The 24,862-nt window shown below is 46.8% G+C and carries 18 protein-coding genes; 11 read left to right on the top strand and 7 right to left on the bottom strand.

The window, feature by feature from the left end; genetic code table 11:
* Positions 1–41: 41 nt before the first annotated feature.
* From Q0V21_RS00590 to Q0V21_RS00565, 6 genes are all read right to left on the bottom strand, one after another.
* Entirely contained in the window at positions 42–818 is a 777-nt protein-coding gene (locus Q0V21_RS00590) for a Cof-type HAD-IIB family hydrolase (protein ID WP_301878380.1), read from the bottom strand.
* 7 nt (positions 819–825) lie between these two features.
* A complete protein-coding gene (locus Q0V21_RS00585) occupies positions 826–1,875 on the bottom strand; it encodes an ABC transporter ATP-binding protein (RefSeq protein ID WP_079349014.1) in 1,050 nt (349 codons plus the stop codon).
* Positions 1,872–3,626, bottom strand: coding sequence for an ABC transporter permease (locus Q0V21_RS00580; protein ID WP_301877091.1), 1,755 nt, complete (start codon positions 3,624–3,626; stop codon positions 1,872–1,874). The genes Q0V21_RS00585 and Q0V21_RS00580 overlap by 4 nt, the downstream gene beginning before the upstream one ends.
* Positions 3,627–3,643: 17 nt before the next feature.
* Positions 3,644–4,639, bottom strand: a complete 996-nt coding sequence (locus Q0V21_RS00575; RefSeq protein ID WP_443146390.1) for an ABC transporter substrate-binding protein — start codon at positions 4,637–4,639, stop codon at positions 3,644–3,646.
* Positions 4,640–4,753: 114 nt separating this feature from the next.
* Positions 4,754–5,611 carry an HAD family hydrolase gene (locus Q0V21_RS00570; protein WP_301877089.1) on the bottom strand — a complete coding sequence of 286 codons (858 nt, stop codon included), beginning with the start codon at positions 5,609–5,611 and terminating at the stop codon, positions 4,754–4,756.
* Between the two features lie 25 nt (positions 5,612–5,636).
* On the bottom strand, positions 5,637–6,371 hold the full coding sequence (locus Q0V21_RS00565; protein WP_301877088.1) for an MBL fold metallo-hydrolase: 735 nt from the start codon (positions 6,369–6,371) through the stop codon (positions 5,637–5,639).
* A 215-nt stretch (positions 6,372–6,586) separates the two neighbouring features.
* On the opposite strand from Q0V21_RS00565, the gene Q0V21_RS00560 reads away from it, so the two are divergent.
* From Q0V21_RS00560 to Q0V21_RS00515, 10 genes are all read left to right on the top strand, one after another.
* Positions 6,587–7,543, top strand: coding sequence for a sugar-binding transcriptional regulator (locus Q0V21_RS00560; RefSeq protein ID WP_301247592.1), 957 nt, complete (start codon positions 6,587–6,589; stop codon positions 7,541–7,543).
* A 297-nt stretch (positions 7,544–7,840) separates the two neighbouring features.
* Positions 7,841–9,550, top strand: a complete 1,710-nt coding sequence (locus tag Q0V21_RS00555; protein ID WP_301877085.1) for a cache domain-containing sensor histidine kinase — start codon at positions 7,841–7,843, stop codon at positions 9,548–9,550.
* A complete protein-coding gene (locus Q0V21_RS00550) occupies positions 9,528–10,295 on the top strand; it encodes a response regulator transcription factor (RefSeq protein WP_079349009.1) in 768 nt (255 codons plus the stop codon). Before Q0V21_RS00555 ends, Q0V21_RS00550 begins: the two co-directional genes overlap by 23 nt.
* Positions 10,296–10,389: 94 nt before the next feature.
* Positions 10,390–11,700, top strand: a complete 1,311-nt coding sequence (locus Q0V21_RS00545) for an ABC transporter substrate-binding protein (RefSeq protein ID WP_301877083.1) — start codon at positions 10,390–10,392, stop codon at positions 11,698–11,700.
* Positions 11,701–11,806: 106 nt separating this feature from the next.
* Positions 11,807–12,691: a carbohydrate ABC transporter permease gene (locus Q0V21_RS00540; protein WP_301877081.1), complete on the top strand. Its 885-nt coding sequence runs from the start codon at positions 11,807–11,809 to the stop codon at positions 12,689–12,691.
* Positions 12,692–12,706: 15 nt separating this feature from the next.
* The gene (locus tag Q0V21_RS00535; RefSeq protein ID WP_285075471.1) at positions 12,707–13,534 is read left to right on the top strand and encodes a carbohydrate ABC transporter permease; all 828 of its coding nucleotides are present in this window, start codon (positions 12,707–12,709) and stop codon (positions 13,532–13,534) included.
* A 19-nt stretch (positions 13,535–13,553) separates the two neighbouring features.
* Complete coding sequence (locus Q0V21_RS00530) at positions 13,554–15,815, top strand: FAD-dependent oxidoreductase (RefSeq protein WP_301878379.1); 2,262 nt, start codon at positions 13,554–13,556, stop codon at positions 15,813–15,815.
* Between the two features lie 388 nt (positions 15,816–16,203).
* Entirely contained in the window at positions 16,204–17,484 is a 1,281-nt protein-coding gene (gene codB, locus Q0V21_RS00525) for a cytosine permease (protein ID WP_079349005.1), read from the top strand.
* Positions 17,453–18,721 (top strand): cytosine deaminase, encoded by a 1,269-nt coding sequence (locus Q0V21_RS00520; RefSeq protein WP_301877079.1) that lies wholly within the window; start codon positions 17,453–17,455, stop codon positions 18,719–18,721. Before codB ends, Q0V21_RS00520 begins: the two co-directional genes overlap by 32 nt.
* 372 nt (positions 18,722–19,093) lie before the next feature.
* Entirely contained in the window at positions 19,094–20,326 is a 1,233-nt protein-coding gene (locus Q0V21_RS00515) for a multidrug effflux MFS transporter (RefSeq protein ID WP_301877077.1), read from the top strand.
* Positions 20,327–20,432: 106 nt separating this feature from the next.
* On the opposite strand, the gene Q0V21_RS00510 is transcribed toward Q0V21_RS00515, so the two are convergent.
* Positions 20,433–21,329, bottom strand: coding sequence for an AraC family transcriptional regulator (locus Q0V21_RS00510; protein WP_301877076.1), 897 nt, complete (start codon positions 21,327–21,329; stop codon positions 20,433–20,435).
* Between the two features lie 127 nt (positions 21,330–21,456).
* On the opposite strand from Q0V21_RS00510, the gene Q0V21_RS00505 reads away from it, so the two are divergent.
* The gene (locus Q0V21_RS00505; RefSeq protein ID WP_301877075.1) at positions 21,457–24,846 is read left to right on the top strand and encodes a tetratricopeptide repeat protein; all 3,390 of its coding nucleotides are present in this window, start codon (positions 21,457–21,459) and stop codon (positions 24,844–24,846) included.
* Positions 24,847–24,862: the final 16 nt, after the last annotated feature.

Genomic DNA, 24,862 nt, shown 5'->3' with positions numbered 1-24,862 from the left:
TATGACTGGTGTAACTTATAACGGGGAGGGGACTGTTCCTTCTATAATAATCCAGCCCATTTCAGACCATGCCAAATCCCGTCTTGCTCTGCATGGGTCGTCACATGGGAAGCTAATTGTTGCAGAGGATACGGGGCGTTGCCCATGGCAATGCTACAGCCTGCATAGCGAAACATCTCCATATCATTGAAGTTGTCACCGAAGGCATACACATTTTCAGGGGAAAATCCGATTCGGGCAGCAAGTTTGGAAACACCTTCCGCTTTGGAGCCCCCCGCAGGCAGAACATCCATGGAGAACGGATGCCAGCGGACAAAGTGGAGATCACGAAACCTTTCGCGATAGGATGATTCCTCTTCTGGTGAACAGAACAGCATCGTCTGATAGATAAGTCTGTTTTTGCAGAATTGCTGATTAACCCCAGGGTGGGTCACTCCAAGCGAAGTTAGGCAAAGGTCTACATGGGGGTGATAATCCTGACTGCAGCTCATTTGCGAATGATCAAGATAGACGAGTGGATGTCCGTATAAGCCAGCGAATGCAGACAGTTGATTCAAAGCATCCGAGCGGATGGGATTGCTGTGAATGAGTTCCCCTTGATGAATCACATATTGTCCATTGAAGCTAACATAAGACGACAGTCCAAGTTCAAGGCGAACCTGTTCCAACATGAACGGAGATCGTCCTGAGGCCAAAGCTACCGTATGACCGGCTTCTTTTAACGTCTGAACGGCTTGCTTCGCGGAAGCGGGAATCCGATTATGACGATCCAGAAGAGTACCATCGATGTCAAAGAAAATCAGTTTCTTGGTTTGAATCAAAACGTCACACTCCTTCGCCGCTGACGGAAGAAAGACTCAGACTCACTTGGTCGTTCAGGGAGAATGGAAGGGGAGAGATGACTTCCCAACGTGTGTCATCACTGCGGATGTCATAATGAAATTCTTTCCCTTGAAACTGGACATTGACAATCTCACCCGATATCCCCGCTTTACCTGAAGGCTGCAGCTGGAACTGATCCGGCCTGACGGGATATAAGCCGTGTGATTTGAAATAGTTCGCAACCTGCTTGCCAGGCCAGGAAATATTCGTACCGCCCTTAGGCATGAAGACATCTGCATCCCAGTGACCTGTGACCAAGTTGGATTTTGAAACGAATCTCGCTACGAATTCGGTCTCCGGCCGCAAATAAATTTCCTGCGGCGTTCCAGCCTGCTCAATCCGTCCATCTTTCATAACGATGATGCGGTCAGCCATAGCAAGGGCTTCGCCTTGATCATGCGTAACGTAGACTACAGCCGATTCGGTATTTCGGTGTACCTGTTGAATCTCACGTCGCATATCCATGCGAAGCATGGCATCCAGACTGCTGAGAGGTTCATCCATCAGCAGCAGTGAAGGCTGGGGAGCGATGGCCCGTGCGATAGCGACGCGTTGTTTTTGTCCCCCGGACAGCTCATGCGGCATGCGGTCTGCCAGATGTGAAAGTCCCGACATATTCAGAACTTCATGGATCCGGTTCTGTTCGTTATTTTTAATATGAGAAGGTGTTGATTTGTGTGTACGTATGGGGAAGCGGATGTGCTCAGCCACATTCATATGCGGCCACAGCGCAAAGGACTGGAAGACCATGCCGATTCTTCGTTTTTCCGGGGGAAGCAATGTCCCTGAGCCTGCAACCACCAGGTCATCCATGAGAACCTCGCCGCTGCTCGGCTGCTCGAATCCGGCAAGAATGCGCAGCAATGTTGTTTTCCCACAACCTGACGGTCCAAGAATCGCTACGAATTCTCCATCCTTAATCGTTAAGTCAATGGAATGAAGTGCCTGGAAACTGCCGAAGGACTTGCTAACCTGTTTGATCTGGATACTCATGACTTCACTCCCTTACGTGCAGCCCATCGCTGAGCGATGAGCAATATTACTCCTCCTGCCGCAATAAGTGCGACAATCAGACTGGACAATGCGGTTGAATAGAGGGTATCCCCTGCCTGCTCAAAACTAAATATGGTGACACCAATAGTCTGTGAACCCGAAGAATATAACAGTGCCGATACGGTAAGCTCGGTCAGGGCAGTCAGGAAGACCAACATGCCTCCTGTCAGAATACCCGGCAGCAATAATGGCAGCAAAACTGAGGTCCACTTGCGCCAGAAACCTGCCCCGGAGATCCGTGCAGCCTCCTCCATCGATGAATCCAGTTGCATGAATGAAGTGACACTTGAACGAATCTGAAGAATAAGAAATCGACAGATATATGCGATAAACAAAATGGTCATCGTCCCATAGATGCCAGGGTTCCAGCCAGGGATCGGCTCCATCCATACCAGAATCATGGACAGGGCGAACACGATACCAGGTAAGGTGTAAGGAACAGCAGTGGCCAGCTCGGCCATTTTATTGAATCGATTAGGCTTACGTACCCGTATATATGCAAATCCTGAGCCTATAATCAGACAAGCGAGCATCGTGACGAGGGCGAGGACAAGACTGTTCTGGATCGCCTGCCACACACGCTCATTTTCAAAGAGAATATATCTGTAATTGTCTAATGTCATATTGGCACGTGTAAGACCGAGCCCATAGGCTCTTTTGAAAGACATCGAGAACATGGAAGACAATGGAACAATAGTAATCAGCAAGAGACCCGACCATATAGCCAATGTTAATGGCTTCCGCATGCGACCCAAAGCATATCTGGGGGCCAGATCGGGCTGCATCGTGTCGGAAGTATGATTTTTGCGCAAAAGCATCCATTGCAATAGACTTCCGACTACCGCAGCTGCACCGAGCAGCACAGATAAGGATGCACCACGGGCGAATGCCGAAGGTCCAAACCCGATAATTTCTTCATATATAAGCGTGCTGAGAACTGAAATGTTTACAGGTGTGCCGAGAAAGGCCGGTATGCCGAAATTGTCCAGCGAAGCCAGAAATACAAGCAATCCTCCAGCCGTCAGGCCAGGCAGGGCAAGTGGCAATGTAATGCGACGGAAAACTTCCATCCTTCCGGCACCTCCAGCTCTTGCCGCCCATTCCAGATCACGCGGGATTTTGCGCAGTACATCCAGTGTGAACATGTACACCAGCGGGAAATGATGAATACCCATAACAAATACAATTCCACCTAAACTGTACATACTCCATGGGGCGAGCCCGGGATGAATCCATTGCAGTACCCCCGCAAGCCATCCCTGTGATCCGGTAAAAGAAGACCAGGACAACGTAAGAACATAGGAGGGTAGAATAAAACAAAGTAAAATCCCCATATGCAGGGCGGACTTATTCCGGATATCCGTGTAGGCAACGATCCAGGCCAGTGCTGTTCCGAGCACCAGAGAGAGCACCGTAGAACCGGTAACGATAAATACGGTATTGCGTAATGTGGACCAAAAACGGTCCTGTTGCAGTAATTCGCTATAGTGAGATAGCGTTAAACCTTGCTCGCCTTGAAAACTGAGAAGAACCAGCTTCAGGATGGGGTATACAAAAAATATCAGTACGGCTGCTGCACCCAACAGGGCTGCAAGTCGATTCCAACGTAACAGGTCGGAGAGGGAGGAAAAGGGCTTGCGCCCTTTTCCTTGTCCCCGCAGAACCATTCTATTTGTTTTCACTTTCTCCATAAGAACAGCTCCAATCCTTACTCGCCAAACACATTAATGAATTGCTGTTTGTCTGTTTCGCGATCAACTGCAAGTTTGGCTGCATCGCCAGGCAAAATCTTCATTTCCGATACACCTTTAAGTCCTTCAGGTGGAGCAACGCCTTCACGAATAGGGGAGTATCCGATCTCGGCTGACAGCTTCTGGCCATCTTCAGAGAGAACAAAATCCACAAAAGCCTGGGCAGCAGGAACATTGGCAGCTTCTTTCATGATCCCAATCGGTTCAGTGATGATCGGAACACCTTCTTCTGGATAGATCAGTTCAACCGGAGAACCTTTTGCTTTTTCTCGGGCCACGAGGTAATCAACAACGACCCCATACGATTTTTCACCACTGGCTACAGCTTTTATTACGGCACCGTTACCTTTAATGACGGACATGCCATTCATCTTGGACTCCTGCAAAAAATCCCATCCGAATCCATCTGTACGGCTGAAGACACCAATGTTGTAAGCTGCCGCACCAGAGTATAGAGGACTCGGCATGATACTTGCATTATTGCTCTCAGGCATGGTCAGCACTTGCCAGGAAGTTGGTTGTGCTGTGACTTTTTGGGTATTGGTAGCCAGTACCGTTGCCATCACCTTCGTACCAGCGTACATGCCATCCGGATCAACAAGATCTGTCGGAATCTGACTTAATTCTGGTGACTTGTAAGCGAGCAGAAGATCATCGCTTTTCAGATTTTCAAAGGTAACTGCATCCGCCAGCAGGAGTACATCCGCTTGAGTTTTGCCGGCCTGGCGCTCTGCCTGAATTTTGGCTGTGACTTCCTCCGTTCCAGAACGGAAGATGCTAACCTGAACATCGGGATATTTTTGGTTAAAAGCATTGACCAGTTTGCCTGCATCCTCTTCAGGCTGGGAGGTATAGAAGGATAGCTTGCCCGATACCGAATTTGAAGCTGCGCCTGAATTGCCTTGATCTGGTGTGGCTTGTCCTTGAGCGGAACAACCACTGAACACAATCATGCCTGCCAGCAGGGGCAGTAGTAACGTCTTTTTAAATGGAATCACAGATAATCTCTCCTTTGGGTGCCTATCTTATCGTTCAGTAAGTCATACTATTTCAGAAATGAGAATCGATTAGAGCAAGTAATTGTGGATGGCCTGTGCCACCCCGTCTTCAATGTTGCTGCCCGTAACTATATCCGCTACTTCCTTCACATGAGACTCGGCATTGCCCATGGCAATACCGATTCCTGCCCATTGCAACATATCCAGATCATTATCATAATCCCCGGCAGCCGCAACCTGCTGAGGTTCGATATCGTGTGCACGGCATAATCTCTCTAGAGCTTCACGTTTACTAATTCCAGCGGAGTTGACATCGAATCGCAAACTTCCAGTTCGCGTGCATTCAAACAATCCTAACCCGCCAAGGGTATGAAACAGTTTCTCGCGTGAGGCATGGTCCTTACAGATGACAGCTGCTTTGTAGAGCATGTTCGGCATATTGCGTACAAAGGCTCTGAAATCCTGTCCGACCTCGACCAATTGAATAAGATCAGCCTGATCCTTGTACCGTTCTTCCGATCCTTCTAATTCGGGTCGGATGACGACATTGTTCAAGGCCCAATTCCTGTTGATATCATTGATTTCCTGAACATAGAGCACATTGTATCCATAGAAATGAATGTAGGCTCCTTCTTGCTGGATAACATCCAACATAAGCAGAATATCTTCCGTTTTCAGTGGAACACCCTCAAGCATTTCACCTGTCACCGGATCTACGGTCACCGCTCCGTTAAGTGCAACCAGTGGGAAAGTCATGGAGACTTCCCGGGCATGAAGCCATACGGAAGCGGGAAATCGGCCGGATGCAATGGTGACATTCACATTCCCTGACATGAGTTGCTTGATGGAGCTTCGTGTCATGGGGGTTATTATTTTGTCCGGATTCAGCATCGTGCCGTCCAGATCAAGGGCCAACAATTTGTACATGAGAAGATCCCCCCGATTAAATAGCTTACACGGTATACATTCGCAGTGGCTCGGGTATATCCACAAGTCCCCCATAGGAACGACTTGCTTCATGGCGCATCAACTCGAGATTGCCATCCCCGGGAAGATGAACCAGGACGAGCTGTTTTACATTGGCTTGTCCAGCAATCATGCCTGCCTGAAGTGCATCCATATGTCCCTGGCCGGTGGTATGCACACTGCCTTCACAGATGGTAGCCTCGCATAAAAAAATGTCAGCATCCCGTGCAAGTTCGATAAGAGAATCACAATAGGAGGTATCGCCGGAATACACCAGCACCTTGCCTTTATATGTGATCTTGACGGCATAACACGTAATGGTATGCTGCACCTGTACAAATTCAATCTCTGCACCTGCTAGTCGAATCGTGGTTGAAGGATCAATGGTAATGACCTCGGTATGCTCACCACGAAGACCACTCAGAAGCTCAACGGGATTATCCGGAGCATACAGCTTCAGTTTATGCGACATACGTCCATTGCGAATGGCGCCGGCAGCAGCATATTGGAGCACACCAAGATCTGCGATATGATCATGATGTAAGTGAGACAGAATAACACCAGATAGTGCCTCTACAACTGTCTCGGAGGGGAGCTTGCTCATGACGCCACTGCCACAATCCAGCAAAATTTGTCCTTCATCTGTGGTTACAAGGTAACCCGCAGTAGCTCCTCCTGCGGCGGGATATCCCCCCCAGTAACCTAAAATTTTCACATTCATCTTTTGCACCTCAGTCTGTCTTGTTCTGCATCCTTTACAAATGTTCCGTACAGTTACAATTGTAAGAAGGCTTTATTACTTACGTGTCAAACGAATGTCAATCTTGTGTAAAATGCCATTGGGCATATCTTCCTTGCTTGACTCGACTGTGAGTGCCATTCTATAGTGGGACATATGTACGGATGGAACTATAAAATCAAAAGGCGGACTTGTATGTGAACATAGACGAACGCAAAAATATGGTAAGAGTCTGTAAAATGTATTACTACGAATCCTGGACACAGGAGAAGATTGCCGAGAAGTTGGGTGTATCCAGGCCAGTCATATCCAAGATGCTCCAGCGTGCCCGGGAAGAAGGAATTATTGAAATTGTCATTCACGATGATGATCATGAAGTCTCCAAATTGGAGAACGAGCTGGAAGGTCTGTTCAATCTGAAGCAAGCGTTAGTTGTTCCAACCAAGGATCTCAACAAAGAATTGTTATCGAGTGCCGTGGGTAAGGCAGCAGCACAATTTGTTCTGAAATTAATCAAAAACGGAGATCGTGTAGGTGTTTCCTGGGGCAATACGCTGTATCATATGGTTCGGGAATTTCCTCTGGAGAAAAAAGAGAATGTCAAAATCATTCCACTCGTTGGCGGAACAGGAAATTATCGAAATGAAATGCATTCAAACCAAATAGCCTATGAGTTGTCCAAAAAGTTGGGCGTGACCTGTGATACATTGTATGCTCCTGCAGTCGTTGAAACAGAAGAGCTGCGAGAGCAAATTATCGGCATGCCCAATATCTCGGCCGTGCTTCAAGAGGGAGAGAATATCGACCTCGCACTTGTAGGGATCGGGAATCCGTATTCGATGTCAACAATGGAACGCTCAGGTTATCTCAACGAGCAAGTATTAGCTGAGTTAGAAGAATTGAATACGGTTGCGGATATTAATTCTGTTTTTATCACCCGTGAAGGCACGGTTACGGAACACCCCATCAATCACAAAGTGATTGGTCTTGGACTTGAGCAGTTAAAGAAGACAAAAACAGTGGTGGGTATGGCATTTGGTCTTCACAAAATTGATTGCATCCTGGCAGCTGTACGCGGAGAGTACATCAATATGCTGATTACGGATGAATCTACAGCAAGTCATATTATTAAGCTCACCAATGCAAAAAAATGAGTGCAGAAAGAACCTAACGACAGTCAATGATTTGGCTGTCGTTTTTTTACTCAAAAGAAAGAGGAGAACACCGCCAACTCCTCATCTAGCGCTTATAATTTACTATTGCGATCAGGCGTAACCTTCAGTAAATTGGGAGGTATACACCGATGGAAGGGCTGAGCAATAATCATGTGGACCCGATGGCTGCAACGAATAACCCCTGGCACCTTTAAACACCGGATTTTATTTTCCTTCCTGTTATTTCTCCTCGCGCCCATAGCCATATTATTCCTCTACAACTTCCGAGAAACAGAAATGATGCTTCAGCGGGACGCTTCGGACAGTAACGTCAAGCAGCTCGAAGGAATCAAAGCCGATCTTATCGATTTGATGAGTCTTGTGATGAAGACTGGGATGCTGCTGGATCAGGATTCTGTCCTTCGCGAAGTGATGCAGAAGCCGGAATTATACGATGCCATCCATCGAAAGCGGATTGTGGAAAATAAATTCGCTAGTATTGAAAACAGTTTTTTCCTTACAGGTGCTACGGTATTCTACACATTGATCGATTTAAAAGGAAACGCTTACACATCGTATACGCCGGAGAATTCTCTGAACTATGCCCACATCAGCACCGAGCCTTGGGTACAGGAGCTAAAGAGGGCTGAGGGACAGCGGTACGTATGGAAATCCAATGATCTGACGACCGGCGTTCGTGAGAGAAATGGTAATCGGATGCTGAGCCTTTATGAAGTGCTGCGGGACGACGGATTACAACCATTCGCCTACGGACGTTTTAGTATCGATTATGAAGAATGGTTTCAGGAGAAAACGAAAAAAAATCCATTCGGCAGCGATAGGGAAGGAGCCTATTTTCTGCTGGATGGACATGGAAATACGATGCTTCAATCAAAGTTAGGGGAGGACGTGCCCTCTACCGTGTCATCTGCCATAGCGACAGCAAGTCAGAGCCAAGGCCAGGAACAGGGACAGGATTCCTCTTCCCAATCCATTGTGAACAATCACATGCTGTATACCTATAGCAAAATTCAAGAGCTTGATGGTTATCTTGTGAAAAAGATACCTCTTTCCTTGTTATTTGAAGAGGTGAACAAACAGAAGCTGAGGTTTTATACCGTATACGGTGCCATCCTGCTGCTGTTTGTGCTGTTAACTTACCTCATTTCTTCAACCGTTACCGGTTCATTAAAGCAACTTCAACGCAAGATGGAGACCACAGTGAAATTGAACTTGAAGACAAAGCTGCCGGAACAGGGAAGAGGTGAATTGCTGGCGCTAACCCGAAGCTTCAATTTCATGATCGCAGACATCAATAATTTGTTGGAGCAGTTAAAGCTTGAGGAGCGGCAAAAGCAGTTTGTCCGATTTCAGGTGTTGCTGGGTCAGATGAATCCACATTTTTTGCTCAATACGCTGAATACAATTAAGAGCATTGCACTGGATAAGGACGAAGATGAGATTTACGAGATTTGTGTATCACTAGGAAAAATATTAGAAACAACGCTGAATTTGGAGGTTGACCTTATTCTGCTGAAGGAGGAAATTGTACTCATTGAATCCTATATGGATATCCAACGGAAACGATTTGGACATGGTATTGAGCTCCACTATGAAGTGTCCAGGGATCTGGAGTATGCGCTGATTCCGAAATTTTGCCTGCAGCCGCTGGTAGAAAATTCGTTGATTCACGGGTTTGGTCAAACACAGCTTGAGGGGCGGATCGACATTCGTGCATCATGCGACCATTCGCTGCTTATCTTGGAAGTTGTGGATAATGGCATGGGGATTAAGAAATCGCAGGCGAATCAGTTCTACCGGAAACGAAAAAGCATTGGCGTACAAAACCTTCGAGAAAGCTTGGAGCTTATGTTTAAGAACCAGCCAACAGGACTTCAATTGGAGTCGACGGACGAAGGAACGAAAGTTATCATGCATTTCCCATTATTGTTATCCAAACCATATTTGAAGGAGGCGAACACCATTGTGGCGCACATTGATCGTTGAAGATGAACAGTACGCGAGAGCAAGCTTACGCAAATTGTTTGCGAAGGCGAATGTCCCGTTTGAAATTATAGGCGAGGCGGTAAACGGCGAGGAGGGGTTGCAGTTGATCCGTGAACTGCAACCTGATGTGGTCATTTCGGATATTTTCATGCCGTTAATGGATGGCGTCCGGTTACTCCAGCTGACGAGAAAGGAAGGCTGCGAATGTCGGTTCGTTATGTTGACGGCAGTAAGTGAATTCGAATATGCCAGACAAGCGTTGGAATACGGTGCCTCGGGTTATTTGATGAAACTTTCTCTGGATTTGAAGGAACTCACGCAAACCATGGACAAAGTAGCCGGAGAACTGACAAGAATGGATAAGCTTCGCCTGGCAGATAAGTGGTTCCCAGATAAGACTGCCCAAGAACCAACGGATCATCCGGAGCTGAATCGAATGATCACCTACATTGAGGAGCATTTCGCCGAGGATGTGACATTAAAGAGATTGGCTGAATATGTTCGCATGGATGCCAGTTATGTTAGTGACTTATTCAAGAAAAAGACGGGGATTACGATGACGCATTTTATTCAAAACCGCCGTGTTCAAGCAGCAAAAATGCTGCTGACAGAGACGGAGAAAACAGTTAGTGAAATTGGCCGGTTGGTAGGCTTCGAGAACGACAATTATTTTATTAAAATATTCAAACGGTGGTGCGGATTAACTCCGAACGAATACCGGAAAGAACAAAAAATCGTTCTATGAATATCCAAACACCGTTCATACCCCCAATGGCAGACTGGTGATAAAGTTAAAGACGTAGCAAGCAGCTTATCAACTCGATAAGGGGGGACTGTACATGAAACGTAGAAATTGGTTAAAGGCAGCTTTGATCACGACCTTGGCAGCTTCGATGCTCAGCGCGTGCGGAAACGCTAACAGCAACGAGGGAGCAAATGCAGGATCGGCAAAAGAAAATTCCGGTGAGACTATCAACCTCACGCTTTGGGGAGCTGTTCCTGCCGAGGCTGGACCTCAAGAAGTGATTGACAGCTGGAATAAGGAAAATCCAGATATTCAGGTTGAGTACTTCCGTTATGTAAATGATGACCCCGGCAACCTGAAGCTGGATACAGCGCTCATGACGGGTCAGGATGCGGATTTATTTATCAACTACACGATTAACCGCTTACAGAAGCGTGTTGATGCAGGAGTCGCTTTGGATCTGAGCAGCAGAACAGATTACCACATCGACGAGCAAATGGGAGTGGATGCCGCTCAATGGAAAATAGGAGATAAATATTATGGCATCCCGACAAAGAAAAATATGTTGTTCATCTGGCTAAACAAAAGCATGCTGGATGAAGCCGGTTTACCGATTCCTCCCGTCGATTGGACCTGGGACGACTTGAGAGAATATGCGAAAGCGCTAACAAAATCGAATGTTTACGGTCTTATGCAGCATGATGCTGCCTTTACCGCTGCAATTGATGGTACCATCGCGGGTCTTGGCGTAACCACACCGGAAGGAACATCTAACTTCAATAATGACCTTTGGAAAAAGCAACTTCAAATCGTGCATGACATGATGTTTGTGGACAAATCGACACCGGAATATGGAGAACAAGTAACAAGCAAGATGCCGGTAGATACCATGTTCTTGAAAGGCGAAGCAGCCATGTTAGCCGCAGGAGAATTTATTTTCCGCAACGCAAATAACCTGAAGGAATTTCCGCATGACTTCAAGATCGCATTCGCAACGATTCCCAAAGTATCCGCCGATCAAAAGGATTATAAATATGCAGGCGGTTTAGGTGACATGCTCTCGGTTAATGCAAAATCCAAACATCAGGATGCGGCATGGAAATTCGCAAAGTGGTATGCCGACGGCGGAATGCTGCCGATGGCAAGCGGGGGACGTCTTCCATCCTCAAAGAGTGTTGATAACAAGCAGGCAATGGACTTACTGCTCAAGGGTGTTGAAGACAAATACGATACAGAGTCCATGAATAGCGTAGTGTTCGGTCAGTTCCCATCGTTCCAGCTGAATGTACCGCAGCAAGCGCTGGATGCCCGCAAGGAAGAATACGAGAAATACTTCCTGAATGAGCAGGATATCGATACAACGCTTAAGAATATGGCCAAACGCCATCAGGATTATATCAAATAATCGAATATCGATAATATCCTTAAGAGAGAAGAAGGATCTTCCGCTTCCTTCTTCTCTCTTTGTTGTATCTACAAAGTTCCATACGAGAAGAAAGGCAGTGTTTTCTGTGAAAAGGAACAGCTGGATTCGGAAACAAGGCTGGGTTGGCTACGCATTTATTTTGCCTAATATGCTGGGTATCCTGGCATTTTTTATTCTGCCTGCCTTGTACTCTTTCTTTATGATGTTCACGGACTATCAATTCGCTAATCCGAATTGGACGTTCACCGGATTAGATAATATCAAACGCCTTTTTGGTGATGATCAGTTCTATGCTTCAATCAAATATACGCTCATATTCCTGTTGTCCGTTCCAGTTTCATTAGCCATTGCGTTTCTTGTTGCCCTTGTGCTCAACCGGAACGTGTATTTGAAGGGATTGCTTAGAGGAATGTTCTTCCTGCCATACATCTCAAGCGGGGTTGCCGTTGCTTTTGTATGGATGCTGCTGTTCCAGCCGTCCCAGGGGCCAATAAATCAAACCCTTCGTTTTATCGGAATTGAATCACCTCCAGGATGGTTCGCCGATTCAAGCTCGGCGATGTATGCAATCGACGTTGTGCAAATCTGGTTTATGTTAGGCTACAACATGATTATCTATTTGGCGGCCCTGCAGGAGATTTCGACCGAGCAGCTTGAAGCGGCACGTATCGATGGGGCAGGGAAAGCAACTATTACATGGAGAATTGTATGGCCGCTTGTGAGTCCAACCACATTTATGCTTTTGATTACGGGGCTGATTATGACCATTAAATCCTTCTCTCTCATCCAGGCGATTACAGGTGGCGGGCCAAGCGGAAGCACCACGATTCTGTCGCTGTTCGTCTACAAAACGGCATTTAGTTATTATGAGATGGGTTATGCGTCAACCATTTCCTGGTTCCTGTTTGCGGTTATTCTCATCATTACCATTATGCAATGGGTCGGCCAAAAACGCTGGGTCCATTACTAGAGAGGAGATGGCTCTATGTTTAGAACAACTAAGATACGCTCGGTTAAGCTTTCCGTCACAATCCTTATGCTGATTGCAGGGTTGTTTATGATCGTCCCTTTTTTATGGATGCTCAGTACTTCCTTTCAGACCCCAAGTGAAGTATTCCGCCAATGGCTCCCTTCGAAGCTGGACTGGACCAGTCATAAGCGGATCTGGACAGGAAACTATAGTTTTTTCCCTTACTATTTGAACTCCCTTAAGATTGCCGTGATTGGTACAGCGGGTGCCGTTTTTATGTCTGCTTTTGCGGCTTATGGCTTTGCACGTACGGAATTTAAGGGACGCAATACACTCTTCTTGGTGTATCTATCCATGATGATGATTCCTCCTCAAGTCGTTTTTGTTCCGAAGTTTATCCTGTTTAACTGGCTTCATATTTATAACACGCATTGGGCATTAATTCTGCCTGCCATGTTCTCGATCTTTGGCGTATTTATGCTGCGCCAATTCTTTCTCAGTATTCCGAAGGAGATTACAGAATCTGCGTTTCTCGATGGTGCCGGTCATTTTCGAATTTTCTTCAAACTGGTGTTGCCGTTAGCCAAACCCGCGCTTGCAACGTTTGCCATTATCGATTTTTCCTGGCAATGGAATGATTATGAGAATGCGCTGGTATTCTTACAGAGTCCTAAGCTTTATACAATTCCTCTAGGTCTACAAAATTTCGTGCTGGAAAACAACGTAGACTATAACGGCATGATGGCAGCTTCTTCGGCAGCAATCATCCCTATGATTTTGATCTTTCTGCTTGGTCAGAAATATATCATTCAAGGCGTATCCAGTTCGGCTGTAAAAGGCTAATCCAAAGGAGGCTTATATGATGAAACGCGAAACGATATCATTCGATGTTACGGTCATTGGCGGAGGACTTTCCGGGATTTGTGCTGCTATTGCAGCGGCAAGATTAGGACAAAAGGTTGCGCTCGTGCATAATCGTCCTGTACTTGGCGGCAACTCCAGCTCGGAGGTGCGTGTATGGGTATGCGGTGCAACTGGGCATGGCGTGAACCGTTATGCCCGGGAGACCGGCATTATGGGTGAATTGTTCATTCAGAATCAATACCGGAATCCGGAAGGAAATCCGTATTTGTGGGACATTACGCTGCTGGAGGCGGTAAGAGCCGAACCTAATCTGACGCTGTTTATGAATACGGATGTTAGAGAAGTAGAAGCAGACGGTGAGAAGAATGCAAGGATCATTCGCAGCGTGAAGGGCTGGATGATGGGCTCCGAGCGTGAGATTACGTTTGAAAGCGAGAGGTTCCTAGATTGTACCGGTGACGGACTCATCGGATTTCTCGCTGGAGCAGCATACCGGATTGGTCGTGAAGCTCGACATGAGTTCGGTGAAGAATGGGCACCGGATGTTGCTGATGATATTACGCTAGGCAGTACAATGTTGTTCTATACGAAAGATACCGGAAAACCGGTACGATTTGTTGCTCCATCGTTTGCTAAAGACATTACGACAACCTCTATTCCGATAAAGCGTGTGATCCGCAGCGGAGATTCCGGCTGCCATTACTGGTGGATTGAATGGGGCGGTGAGCTGGATACGGTACATGAGAACGAGCAGATCCGGGATGAGTTATGGTCTGTTATTTATGGCATTTGGGATTATATTAAGAACTCCGGCAAGTTTCAAGCCGAGAATATGACGCTGGAATGGGTAGGCTCGATTCCAGGTAAACGCGAGTATCGCCGCTTCCTTGGTGATACGATCCTGACGCAAAATGATGTCATCTCTCAGCGCCCATTTGAAGACCGGGTCGCCTTTGGCGGTTGGTCCATCGACCTGCATCCTCCACAAGGGATGTACGCAACCGAGAGTGGATCCAAGCATCTGCATGCCGATGGCATTTATCATATTCCGTTTGGATGTCTGTACTCCCGGAATGTCAGCAATCTGCTGTTTGCGGGACGTAATATCAGTGCATCGCATGTTGCATTCGGAACAACCCGTGTCATGGCAACTTGTGCGGTAATGGGGGAAGCGGCAGGTGTAGGCGCTGCCTTGTCGGTAATCAAGGGCATCACGCCTCGTGAACTGCGTGAGCAGCATTTGACCGAATTGCAGCAAACGATGCTGCGGACCGACGCCTCGATTATAGGTTTGCGCAATGTTGATTCTGCTGATCTTGCGAGAAAGGGAACCATCACGGCTTCAAGCACGATGACCCGAATTTGGCTCAATGAACCTTCCGAGGAGTACCGTCTGGTCGCTGACGTTGGATGGCTGTTTCCGGCCGATGCTGGGTTTGAAGGATTGACTCTCTTGGTCTCCGCCCGGGAGGCGACAAGTCTGACTATAGAACTGTGGGATACGGGGCGCCCTGAGAATTATGTACCGGCAAACTTCAAACAAGCTTTGCAGATCCAGGTCGATATAGGTGAACAGCAATGGCTGGATGTGCCTGCAGATTGTTCAATGTTTGGAGGCGATCCTTGCAATGTATTTATCATTGTTCGTGCGAATGAGGCAGTCAGTCTCTTTACATCAGCTGTTCCGGTTAGCGGCGTCCTCGCATTCGAGCGGGGAGTCAAACCCATAGTCAGCTCGGATCTGGAGGAGCATCAGCCGGATCAGCCCGTTATCGAATGGTCAATGAAGGGCCTTGTCCGAAAACCATTCTGTTTTGCAGTTGAGACCGGCGCTTATTCACCTGATAAAGTCATCAACGGCTACGTTCGTCCGTTTGGAGGTCCGCAGCTGTGGGTATCGGAGCCAATCGCAAACGACCGTGAAGAATGGATTGAAGTCAAGCTTCCAGAACCAGTGGATATCCGGGAAATCCACCTTACCTTTAATGACGATGTTAATGAGGATTTGATTAATTTGCATCATCACGAAACTCCGTTTTTGATTATTCCGGAGATGGTTAAGACATATGAGGTGCAGGCATATATAAATGGGGAGTGGGTAAGGCTTGCTGGTGATAACCATAACCGTGCTCGCAAAAAGATCCATCGACTTGAGAATCCGATACAGTCAGACCGGATTAGAGTTGTCATCAATGAAACGCACGGCGGAGATCGGGCAGAAGTGATTGAAATTCGATTATATGATGTTCATAGAAAATAAAAAAAATACTTTTAGACGGATAACATGGAGGACTGATGCCGATCAGCATCAAACCAACATTTACAGCGTTTCATAGTAAAGTAGACGATGCTGGTTAATGAGGGTTTTTAATTATTTTGGATAATAATGACATTGACAACGATAGGTTTTTCGAAAATAATGGGATGTAATTGAATACTGGTACCTTTAATTCAGTCCAGAGAGGCTGGCAAGGGCAGCGGATTTTTGTAATCACGCGTGAATCAGGGCATATCCCGTCAGGGATGCTCTGTGTCTTCGCGCGGGTTATGATGTGAAAAAGAGGCTACTTGTCAGTTTGAGACTTGACGAGTAGCCTCTTTTTTCTGCTTTTTTTGGTATCAGGACACTTTAAGTTGGAGGTATTCTGATGAGCAAACAAGATCAAGAGTTTTCGTGGCAAGAGGTGCCGAAAGCACAGAGAAACCATTTTTGGAAGACGTTAGCCGTGATGATGGGATTCACTTTCTTCTCGGCAAGCATGCTGGCTGGGGGGACGCTTGGAGTCAGCTTAACGTTCATGGAGTTCATCGGCATCGTGCTTGCGGGCAATCTGGTGCTCGGTATCTATACGGGAGCGCTGGCACATATCGCCGCCAAAATGGGGCTGTCCACACACTTGCTGGCTAAATACGCGTTCGGTGAGAAAGGATCTTACCTGCCTTCGTTCCTGCTCGGCTTCACACAGGTCGGATGGTTCGGGGTAGGTGTGGCCATGTTCGCGATTCCGGTCGCCAAAGCGATGGACTGGAACGTGTACCTGTTGATCTTACTGTTTGGTCTAGCCATGACGGCATCAGCCATCTTCGGCATGAAGTCACTCGTCATCCTGGGTTATATCGCAGTTCCGGCGATTGCCATTCTCGGCGGTTACTCCATGTTTGAAGGTGCAGGTACATTGGGCGGTCTGGAAGGCATGCTCGATTACACCCCGTCACAGTCGCTCACTGCGGCAGCAGCATTAACCATTTGTATCGGCTCATTCATTAGTGGCGGAACGCTGACGCCCGATTTTGCCCGATTCTCCCGGACGTCCCGGCAGGCGGTTACAGCAACTGTCATTGCATTCTTTCTGGGGAACTCCCTTATGTTCCTGTTCGGTGCAGTCGGTGCAATGGCTTATAACCTGGCAGATATCTCGGAGGTCATGTTCCTGCAAGGCTTGCTCATTCCCGCGATCATCGTACTTGGACTCAATATCTGGACGACCAACGATAATGCCTTATACGCTTCCGGTTTGGGCTTTGCCAATATCACTAAAATTTCGAAAAAATTCTTCGTTATCGTCAATGGCATCGTGGGTACCGTATTTGCCATGTGGATGTACAACAATTTCGTGAGTTTCCTGAATGTGCTGGGCGCGGCAATACCGTCGATCGGCGCCATTATCATCGCGGACTATTTCTTCGTGAAGCGCAGAAACTATAAACCGTTTGCTGACATGACTTTTAAAACGGTAAACTGGGTAGCGATGGCAGCTTGGGCCATCGGTGTTGCATTTGCCCAGCTGGCACCAGGAGTAACACCTTTAAATGCACTGATCGGTACGGCGGTGGCCTACATCGTGCTGATGCTGATCGTTCCTTCGAAAGAATCCAACAAAGAAAAGGGGAAAATGAATGATTATACAGAACGCAAAATTGCGGGGTAAAGAAGGTCTATGGAATATCGTCGTGAAGGACGGAAAGTTCGTACAAATTACGCAGGAGCTGATAGCAACGGCAAATGAGGAAGTGCTTGACGTCAACGGTTCACTTGTACTGCCGCCGTTCATTGAACCTCATATTCATCTGGATACTACGTTAACGGCAGGCGAACCGGAATGGAATTTGAGTGGAACGCTGTTCGAAGGCATCCAGCGCTGGTCGGAACGCAAGGCTTCCCTGACGCATGAAGACGTCAAAATACGTTCCAAAACGGCACTTAAATGGCAAATGGCCCAGGGCATCCAGCACGTACGGACGCATGTGGATGTCACCGATCCAAGCCTTACCGCTGTTAAAGCGATGCTTGAAGTAAAAGAAGAAATGGCGCCCTACATGGATATCCAGCTTGTTGCTTTCCCTCAAGAAGGCATTCACTCTTATCCGAACGGTGTGGAGTTGCTGGAAGAGTCGCTGAAAATGGGCGTTGACGTGGTCGGCGGTATTCCACACTTCGAATTTACAAGGGAATATGGCGTCGATTCGATGAAGGTCGCGTTTGATCTCGCCGAAAAATACGACCGTCTTATCGACATCCATTGCGACGAAATTGATGACGAGCAATCCCGTTTCGTGGAAGTCGTTGCCAAAGAAGCCTATGAACGCGGACTGGGCTCCCGCACGACGGCAAGCCATACAACGGCGATGGGGTCATACAATGATGCCTATACGTACAAATTGTTCAGATTGCTGAAGATGGCTGACCTGAATTTCGTCTCCAATCCGCTCGTCAACATCCACCTGCAGGGAAGGTTCGACACGTATCCGAAAAGAAGAGGGCTGACTCGTGTCAAAGAATTGCAGGAAGCCGGCCTTAACGTGTGCTTCGGTCACGATGACATCTTCGATCCATGGTATCCGCTAGGTACGGGCAACATGCTTCAGGTGCTGCACATGGGGATCCATGCTTCACAGCTGCTCGGTTACGACCAAATCGTGAACTCGATTGATCTTATTACAAAAAATAGCGCAAGAACGCTCCATATCGAAGATGTGTACGGCATTGAAGAAGGTAAGCCTGCCAATTTCATCGTTCTTGAAGCGGAGAACGAATATGAGGCTATTCGCAAACAGGCCGGCGTACTTTATTCGTACAGAGGTGGCCGTAAAATCGCGGAAACGAAGCCGCGGGACACGTCTATTATTCTTGAGGGCGGTTCGGAGAATGTCACGTTCAATAAATAATTCAATGTTTTGATTGAGACAAATCCAAATCAAAGCACCTTCAAGAAAATGAAACCTTGTCGACAGATAGGGAGATCTTCTTGGAGGTGTTTTTGCTTAATCTGCTTTAAAATTATGATTTGACTTACAGTTAACTCTATGTCTTATACTCCGAATATGAAAGAAAAAATAAGTGGCTTTTCTGGGGTAGGGCAGTTACAATTTGTTAGGATCAAACTAAATCTATGAAAAACCGTAGATAGATCAAACTCATTTGAATTCTTCGCCTTTAAACTAATGGGGGTGTGAACAGGAAAAGGAATGAACGCAAATGTATTGCAACGGGGATTCAAATAAAATAAATGAAGTAATGAATTGGAGATTTATAGAATAATGACAAAGAGTAATAATTGGAATGTATATGGCCTGGCCTTGTTGTTGGGTTTATTTTCAACCTTAGGTCCATTTACGATTGATATGTATTTACCGGCATTTCCTGAGATTGCAAAAAACTTCAATACAAACGCATCACTCGTACAGTTTAGTCTTACAGCTTGTTTATTAGGGCTAGGTATGGGACAACTCGTTATGGGTCCTTTGAGTGATGCTCACGGGAGACGTAAACCGCTGTTAATCTCCATGGCAGCCTATATTATTTGTTCCTTGGCGTGCGCTTTTGCTCCTAATATCGGACTATTGATTTTGTTCCGTTTCACTCAAGGATTTGCGGCTTCAGCAGGGATTGTCATCTCTCGTGCGATAGCTAGAGACCTTTACAGTGGACATGAACTCACTAAATTCTTCTCTCTACTTTTGCTTGTAGGGAATTTGGGGCCTTTGGCAGCACCGATCGCTGGAAGTGGCATTCTTTCATTCACGACATGGATTGGTGTGTTTATCTCACTCTCAGTTTTGGGCATTTTCTTATTAATCATGACAAAATGGGGTTTGAAGGAATCAAACCCACCTGAACGACGTATGGCCCCTGACTTCAAACAACAGTTGGGGAACTACAAAACGCTTCTACGTGACCGCAAGTTTGTTGGTTACATGCTGGCACAGGGAATCATGACGGCTGGGGTCTTTGCATATGTAGCAGGAACACCGTTTATTTACCAAAATATTTATGGAGTCACACCTACTGTATTCGCTATATTGTTTGCTTCAAACGGAATCAGCTTGATCATCGGTTCCCAAATCGTAGGTCGATTGGCACAGCGTATACCTGAGCAGACTCTTCTATTATCTGGACTGTGGCTTGCTTTAGTGGCAAGCGTTGCTGCTCTGGTGGTAACTATAGCTCATGGCCCGCTTTTCGCTTTGGTCATTCCATTGTTCTTCTTTGTTTGTTCCATAGGTATTACGTCTACTGCGGCATTCCCACTTGCCATGGAGAGCCAAGCCAAGATGGCCGGAAGTGCAGCAGCATTGCTCGGCGTTGTTCCCTTTCTTCTAGGCGCGTTGGTGGCTCCTCTGGTAGGTATTGCAGGAGAAGACACTGCGGTCCCATTAGGACTCACTTTATTAATGACCAGTCTCGTTGCGATTCTCACGTACTTCCTATTAGTTAAAAAAGTCTCGCATCACACGTCTCAACATACGCAGTCTGATCCTGATTTTAATTGAGAATATGTTGATCCTAGTTGAATTTAAAACCGTTGAACTTTAATTCAAAGATTCAACGGTTTTTTTATTGTGTGTAATCAAGGAAAGAAGGGGGGATTTCTGCGGACTAACCTTTTGGAATCTTCCGATAGCTGGAAGGGGAGAATCCCGATATCTTCTTGAAAAGCCGAGAGAAATAATAGGGATCACTAATGCCTACTGCCGAACTGACTTCCTTGATGCTCAGCTCGGTAAGATCGAGAAGATGACCAGCCCGCTGAATTTTGAGCCGCAGGAAATATTCAATGGGAGCGATGCCAGTTTCAGAATTAAATAGAAAGATCAGATGCTGTTTCGATACCCCGACATGATTAGCCAATTCCGTAAGAGAAATAGAATCACTCATATGTACATTCATGTATTGAATCGCCTGTTCCAAATAAGTTTCACGTTTCTTCTCTTGTGCCGATTTGATGGCATTCAAACCAATCCCGGAGAGCAGCTGTCTTGTAGTTTGGGCCACATGTACATGGGTAGTCAGGGCGTATGTCCGCTCGGCCAGCATTTCATAGGTAGGTACGAACCATTCCATTAAACGGGCTTTGCCGCTTGGTGATAAAGAGAGTGAAGCGTTAGACAAACCAAACATCTTTACCAATCTATTCGCATGACTTCCTTTGAAATGAAACCAGTATATACTCCATGGATCTTCCTGCATTGCCCCGTAACGGTGTGCAGTTTCGGGTGGGATTATCACCATATCGCCTTGCTGCATGATTAATCGTTCTCCATGATTCAGCTCGACCCATCCTTCTCCCGCTTCGCAAAAGATGAAAATATGTGACGAGCTGCCTTCCAGACGCTCCCTGAAATGATATTGAGCATTAGCAAAATAACCGATATCCGTAATAAATAAGGTGGAAGTCAGTTCCTCCTGTTCCAGTTCTCTCATCCAATATTCCGGAAGTACATATAACTTCTCCTCTACAAATCCTTCAGGCTTGCGTATATGATCAGGACTCATTCCAGTTACCCCCGTAATTAATAATCAGAATAAGAATATAATCCATCACTTCCCGCATTTCGTCAATTGGAACCTTTCTTGCCAGAAGATACAGTATAACTATCAAGATAAGGGAGGCCGTTCTAACATGAAGCATGAGGCTGTGGATCGTACACTGGAGGAGAAATCAACCGGATCCAGTCAGGTTCAAGTGTGGGAAACAAACGTGTTGATACCTACATATGAGGCGGGTGAAGCTGACCCCAACCCTATGTTTCTGGAGAAAAGAGTCTATCAGGGAAGTTCCGGCCGTGTGTATCCGCATCCAGTGATTGAGAGTATCTCGGACGTGAAGCATCATAAAAATTACAAATTGGTTATTCTGGAAAATCAATATATCCGTATTGAGATCATGCCGGATATCGGGGGCAGAATCTACCGCGCGCTTGATAAGACGAACAATTATGACTTCGTCTATTATAACCGCGTCATTAAGCCTGCGTTGGTGGGCCTTGCCGGTCCTTGGATCTCCGGGGGAATTGAATTTAACTGGCCCCAGCATCACCGCCCCAATACGTTCGGTCCGGTTGAATACAAATACGAAGCAACGGAAGATGGCAGTGCTACAGTATGGGTAAGTGAGATTGACCGGATGTACGGCACGAAAGTTACAGTGGCCTTCAAGCTCTATCCGGACAAGGCTTACTTGGAGATCAATGCTCAATTATACAACCGGACATCTGAGCCGCAGACCTTCCTGTGGTGGGCAAATCCGGCTGTAGCGGTTAATGAATATACGCAATCCGTGTTTCCTCCAGACGTAACGGCTGTATTTGATCATGGCAAAAGGGATGTCTCGCGTTTCCCTATCGCTACCGGAACCTATTACAAACAGGATTATTCGGAAGGCGTAGATATTTCCCGGTATAAGAACATCCCGGTTCCGACTTCGTATATGGCTTACAAATCCGATTATAATTTCGTCGGTGCATATGATCACAGTGCAGAGGCAGGATTGCTGCATGTGGCGAATCATCATATTTCTCCCGGCAAGAAACAGTGGACCTGGGGGAACGGAGAGTTCGGTCAGGCGTGGGACCGTCAATTGACGGATGAGGATGGCCCGTACATTGAACTCATGACTGGAGTGTACACAGACAATCAGCCAGACTTCACTTGGCTTCAACCTTACGAGGAGAAGACCTTCAGCCAGTATTTCATGCCTTACAAAAACATAGGTGTCGTAAAAAATGCCTCCATTGAAGCAGCCGTCTATCTGGAGGTTGACGTTAAAGCCGGAGAGGCAGTGATTAGGGTATATGCAACCTCTGCACTTGAACATGCCATTGTGGAGTTGCGTGGAGCAGCAACCCGGTATGTACAAGAGACCGTTAAATTATCCCCGGTAGATGCATATCTGAAGGTCGTACCGCTGGAAAGCGGGGAGAAGGAGCATGATTTGAAGCTTTCCGTCCGAAATAGGGAAGGCAGATTACTGATTTCTTATCAACCGAAACGTCCGGATATTGAGCGGGTCCCCGAAGCTGCGAGACCACTGACAGCACCAGAACAACTGCGTTCGACCGAAGAGCTGTATTTGGCGGGCCAGCATTTGGAGCAATACCGGCATGCTACGTTTGAGCCCGAAGCCTACTATCTGGAAGGCTTGAATCGGGATAGCGGTGATATCCGATTAAATGTAGCTTATGGAACCCTACTGCTTCGCCGTGGATTATATGTAGACAGCGAGCAATATTTCCGCAAAGCAATCGAGCGTTTGACCTGGCGCAATCCGAACCCATATGACAGCGAGGCCTACTATCAGCTGGGAGTAGCCCTTCGTGGCCAAGGCCGTTTGGATGAAGCTTTTACTGCTTTTCACAAATCGGTATGGTCGGCAGCGTGGCAGGATGCAGGGTACTTCTCTCTAGCTCAGATTTCCAGCATGAAAGGCCAGTACGCCGAGGCACTGGAGCAGATTGAGCGTGCACTCATCCGTAATTCACGAAACTACAAAGCACGTAATCTGAAAGCCGCTTTGCTGCGCAAGCTTGAGCTGATTGATAAAGCAAAAGGATATGCGCTTGAGACCATTGAACTGGATGTCGCGGATTTTGGAGCATATAATGAGTTGGCCTTGGCTCTTACGACTTTAGGGGATAACGCTGCTGCACAAAGTATTCTCTCTGAATTGCAGCGATTGATGAGAAATGATGCTCACAACTATTTGCATGTCATCGCAGACTATATGAACAGCGGTTTCTATGAAGAAGCCATTTCCGTAGGGGAAAGAATTGTGAACCTGGAAAAATCCGTCTATCCCATGCTGTATTATGCACTAGGTGAATTATATGAACGTACCGGACAACATGAACATGCTCATGAAGCTCGCCGTAAGGGACATTCGGCCAATCCAACCTATTGTTTCCCGAACACGTTGTTTGAACTTGAGCTACTGGAAAGTGCTGTTCATGCTAATCCGAAGGACGACAGGGCTCATTACTATCTCGGAAACTTCTATTATGATAAGAAACGGCCTATCGAGGCGATTGCGAGCTGGGAGCGTTCACGTGAACTGCGAGATGATTATCCAACTGTACACCGCAATTTGGGGTTGGCCTATTACAACAAACAGAACAATCCGCAAGCAGCTCTGACTTCGCTTGAACAGGCCTTTGCCTGTGCACCGGATGATGGTCGTATTTTCTTTGAACTGGATCAGCTTCGTAAGAAGCTCGCGTGGTCAGCAGACGAACGTCTCCATATCCTTGAAGAGAGGCAAGATCTGGTCGAGAAACGGGATGATCTGTATGTGGAATACGTAACCCTGCTAAACAATGCTGAATGTTATCAAGAAGCACTTGCTGCCTTGTCTCAGCGCAATTTCCATCCTTGGGAAGGTGGAGAGGGGAAAGTGACAGGGCAATATAAGTTGGCTCATACCGAGCTTGGTAAACAAGCGCTGCAAAACGGTCATTATGAAGCAGCAGCTCAGCATTTAAAACAAGCATTAGTTTATCCGTTGAATTTGGGTGAAGGAAAGCTGGAAGGAACTCAGGAGAATCATATTTATTATTATCTCGGCATGGTCTACGAAGGTCTGCAGCGGGAAACAGAAGCCATCTCCAGTTACACCACAGCTTCACAGGGCCTTGCTGAGCCGACAAGTGCGTTGTTCTACAACGATCAGCCGCCAGAGATGATCTTCTATCAGGGGTTGGCTTGGTTGAAGCTTCATAACGCGAAGGAAGCCAAGCGCTGTTTCAATAAACTGATTGATTATGCTGAAAAGCATATGTTTGATGACATCAAAATGGATTACTTTGCCGTATCCTTGCCAGACTTTCTGGTATTTGAAGATGACCTGAACCGTCGCAATGTAATCCATTGCCGGTACATGAGAGGCTTGGGACTTCTGGGGCTTGGCCGTGATGAAGAAGCCGAAACCGAACTTGAGTTGGTTCTCGAAATGGAGCCTAATCATCAAGGGGCGATGGTCCATAGAAGGTATCCTCGGCAATTGCGCGAAGGAGTTTAACCTTGATAGTCCATTA

Origin of the sequence: Paenibacillus sp. 11B, from assembly GCF_030487755.1 — a bacterium.
In the GTDB taxonomy this organism is placed as follows: domain Bacteria; phylum Bacillota; class Bacilli; order Paenibacillales; family Paenibacillaceae; genus Paenibacillus; species Paenibacillus vandeheii.
This window is presented reverse-complemented; position numbering and strand designations above follow the sequence as displayed.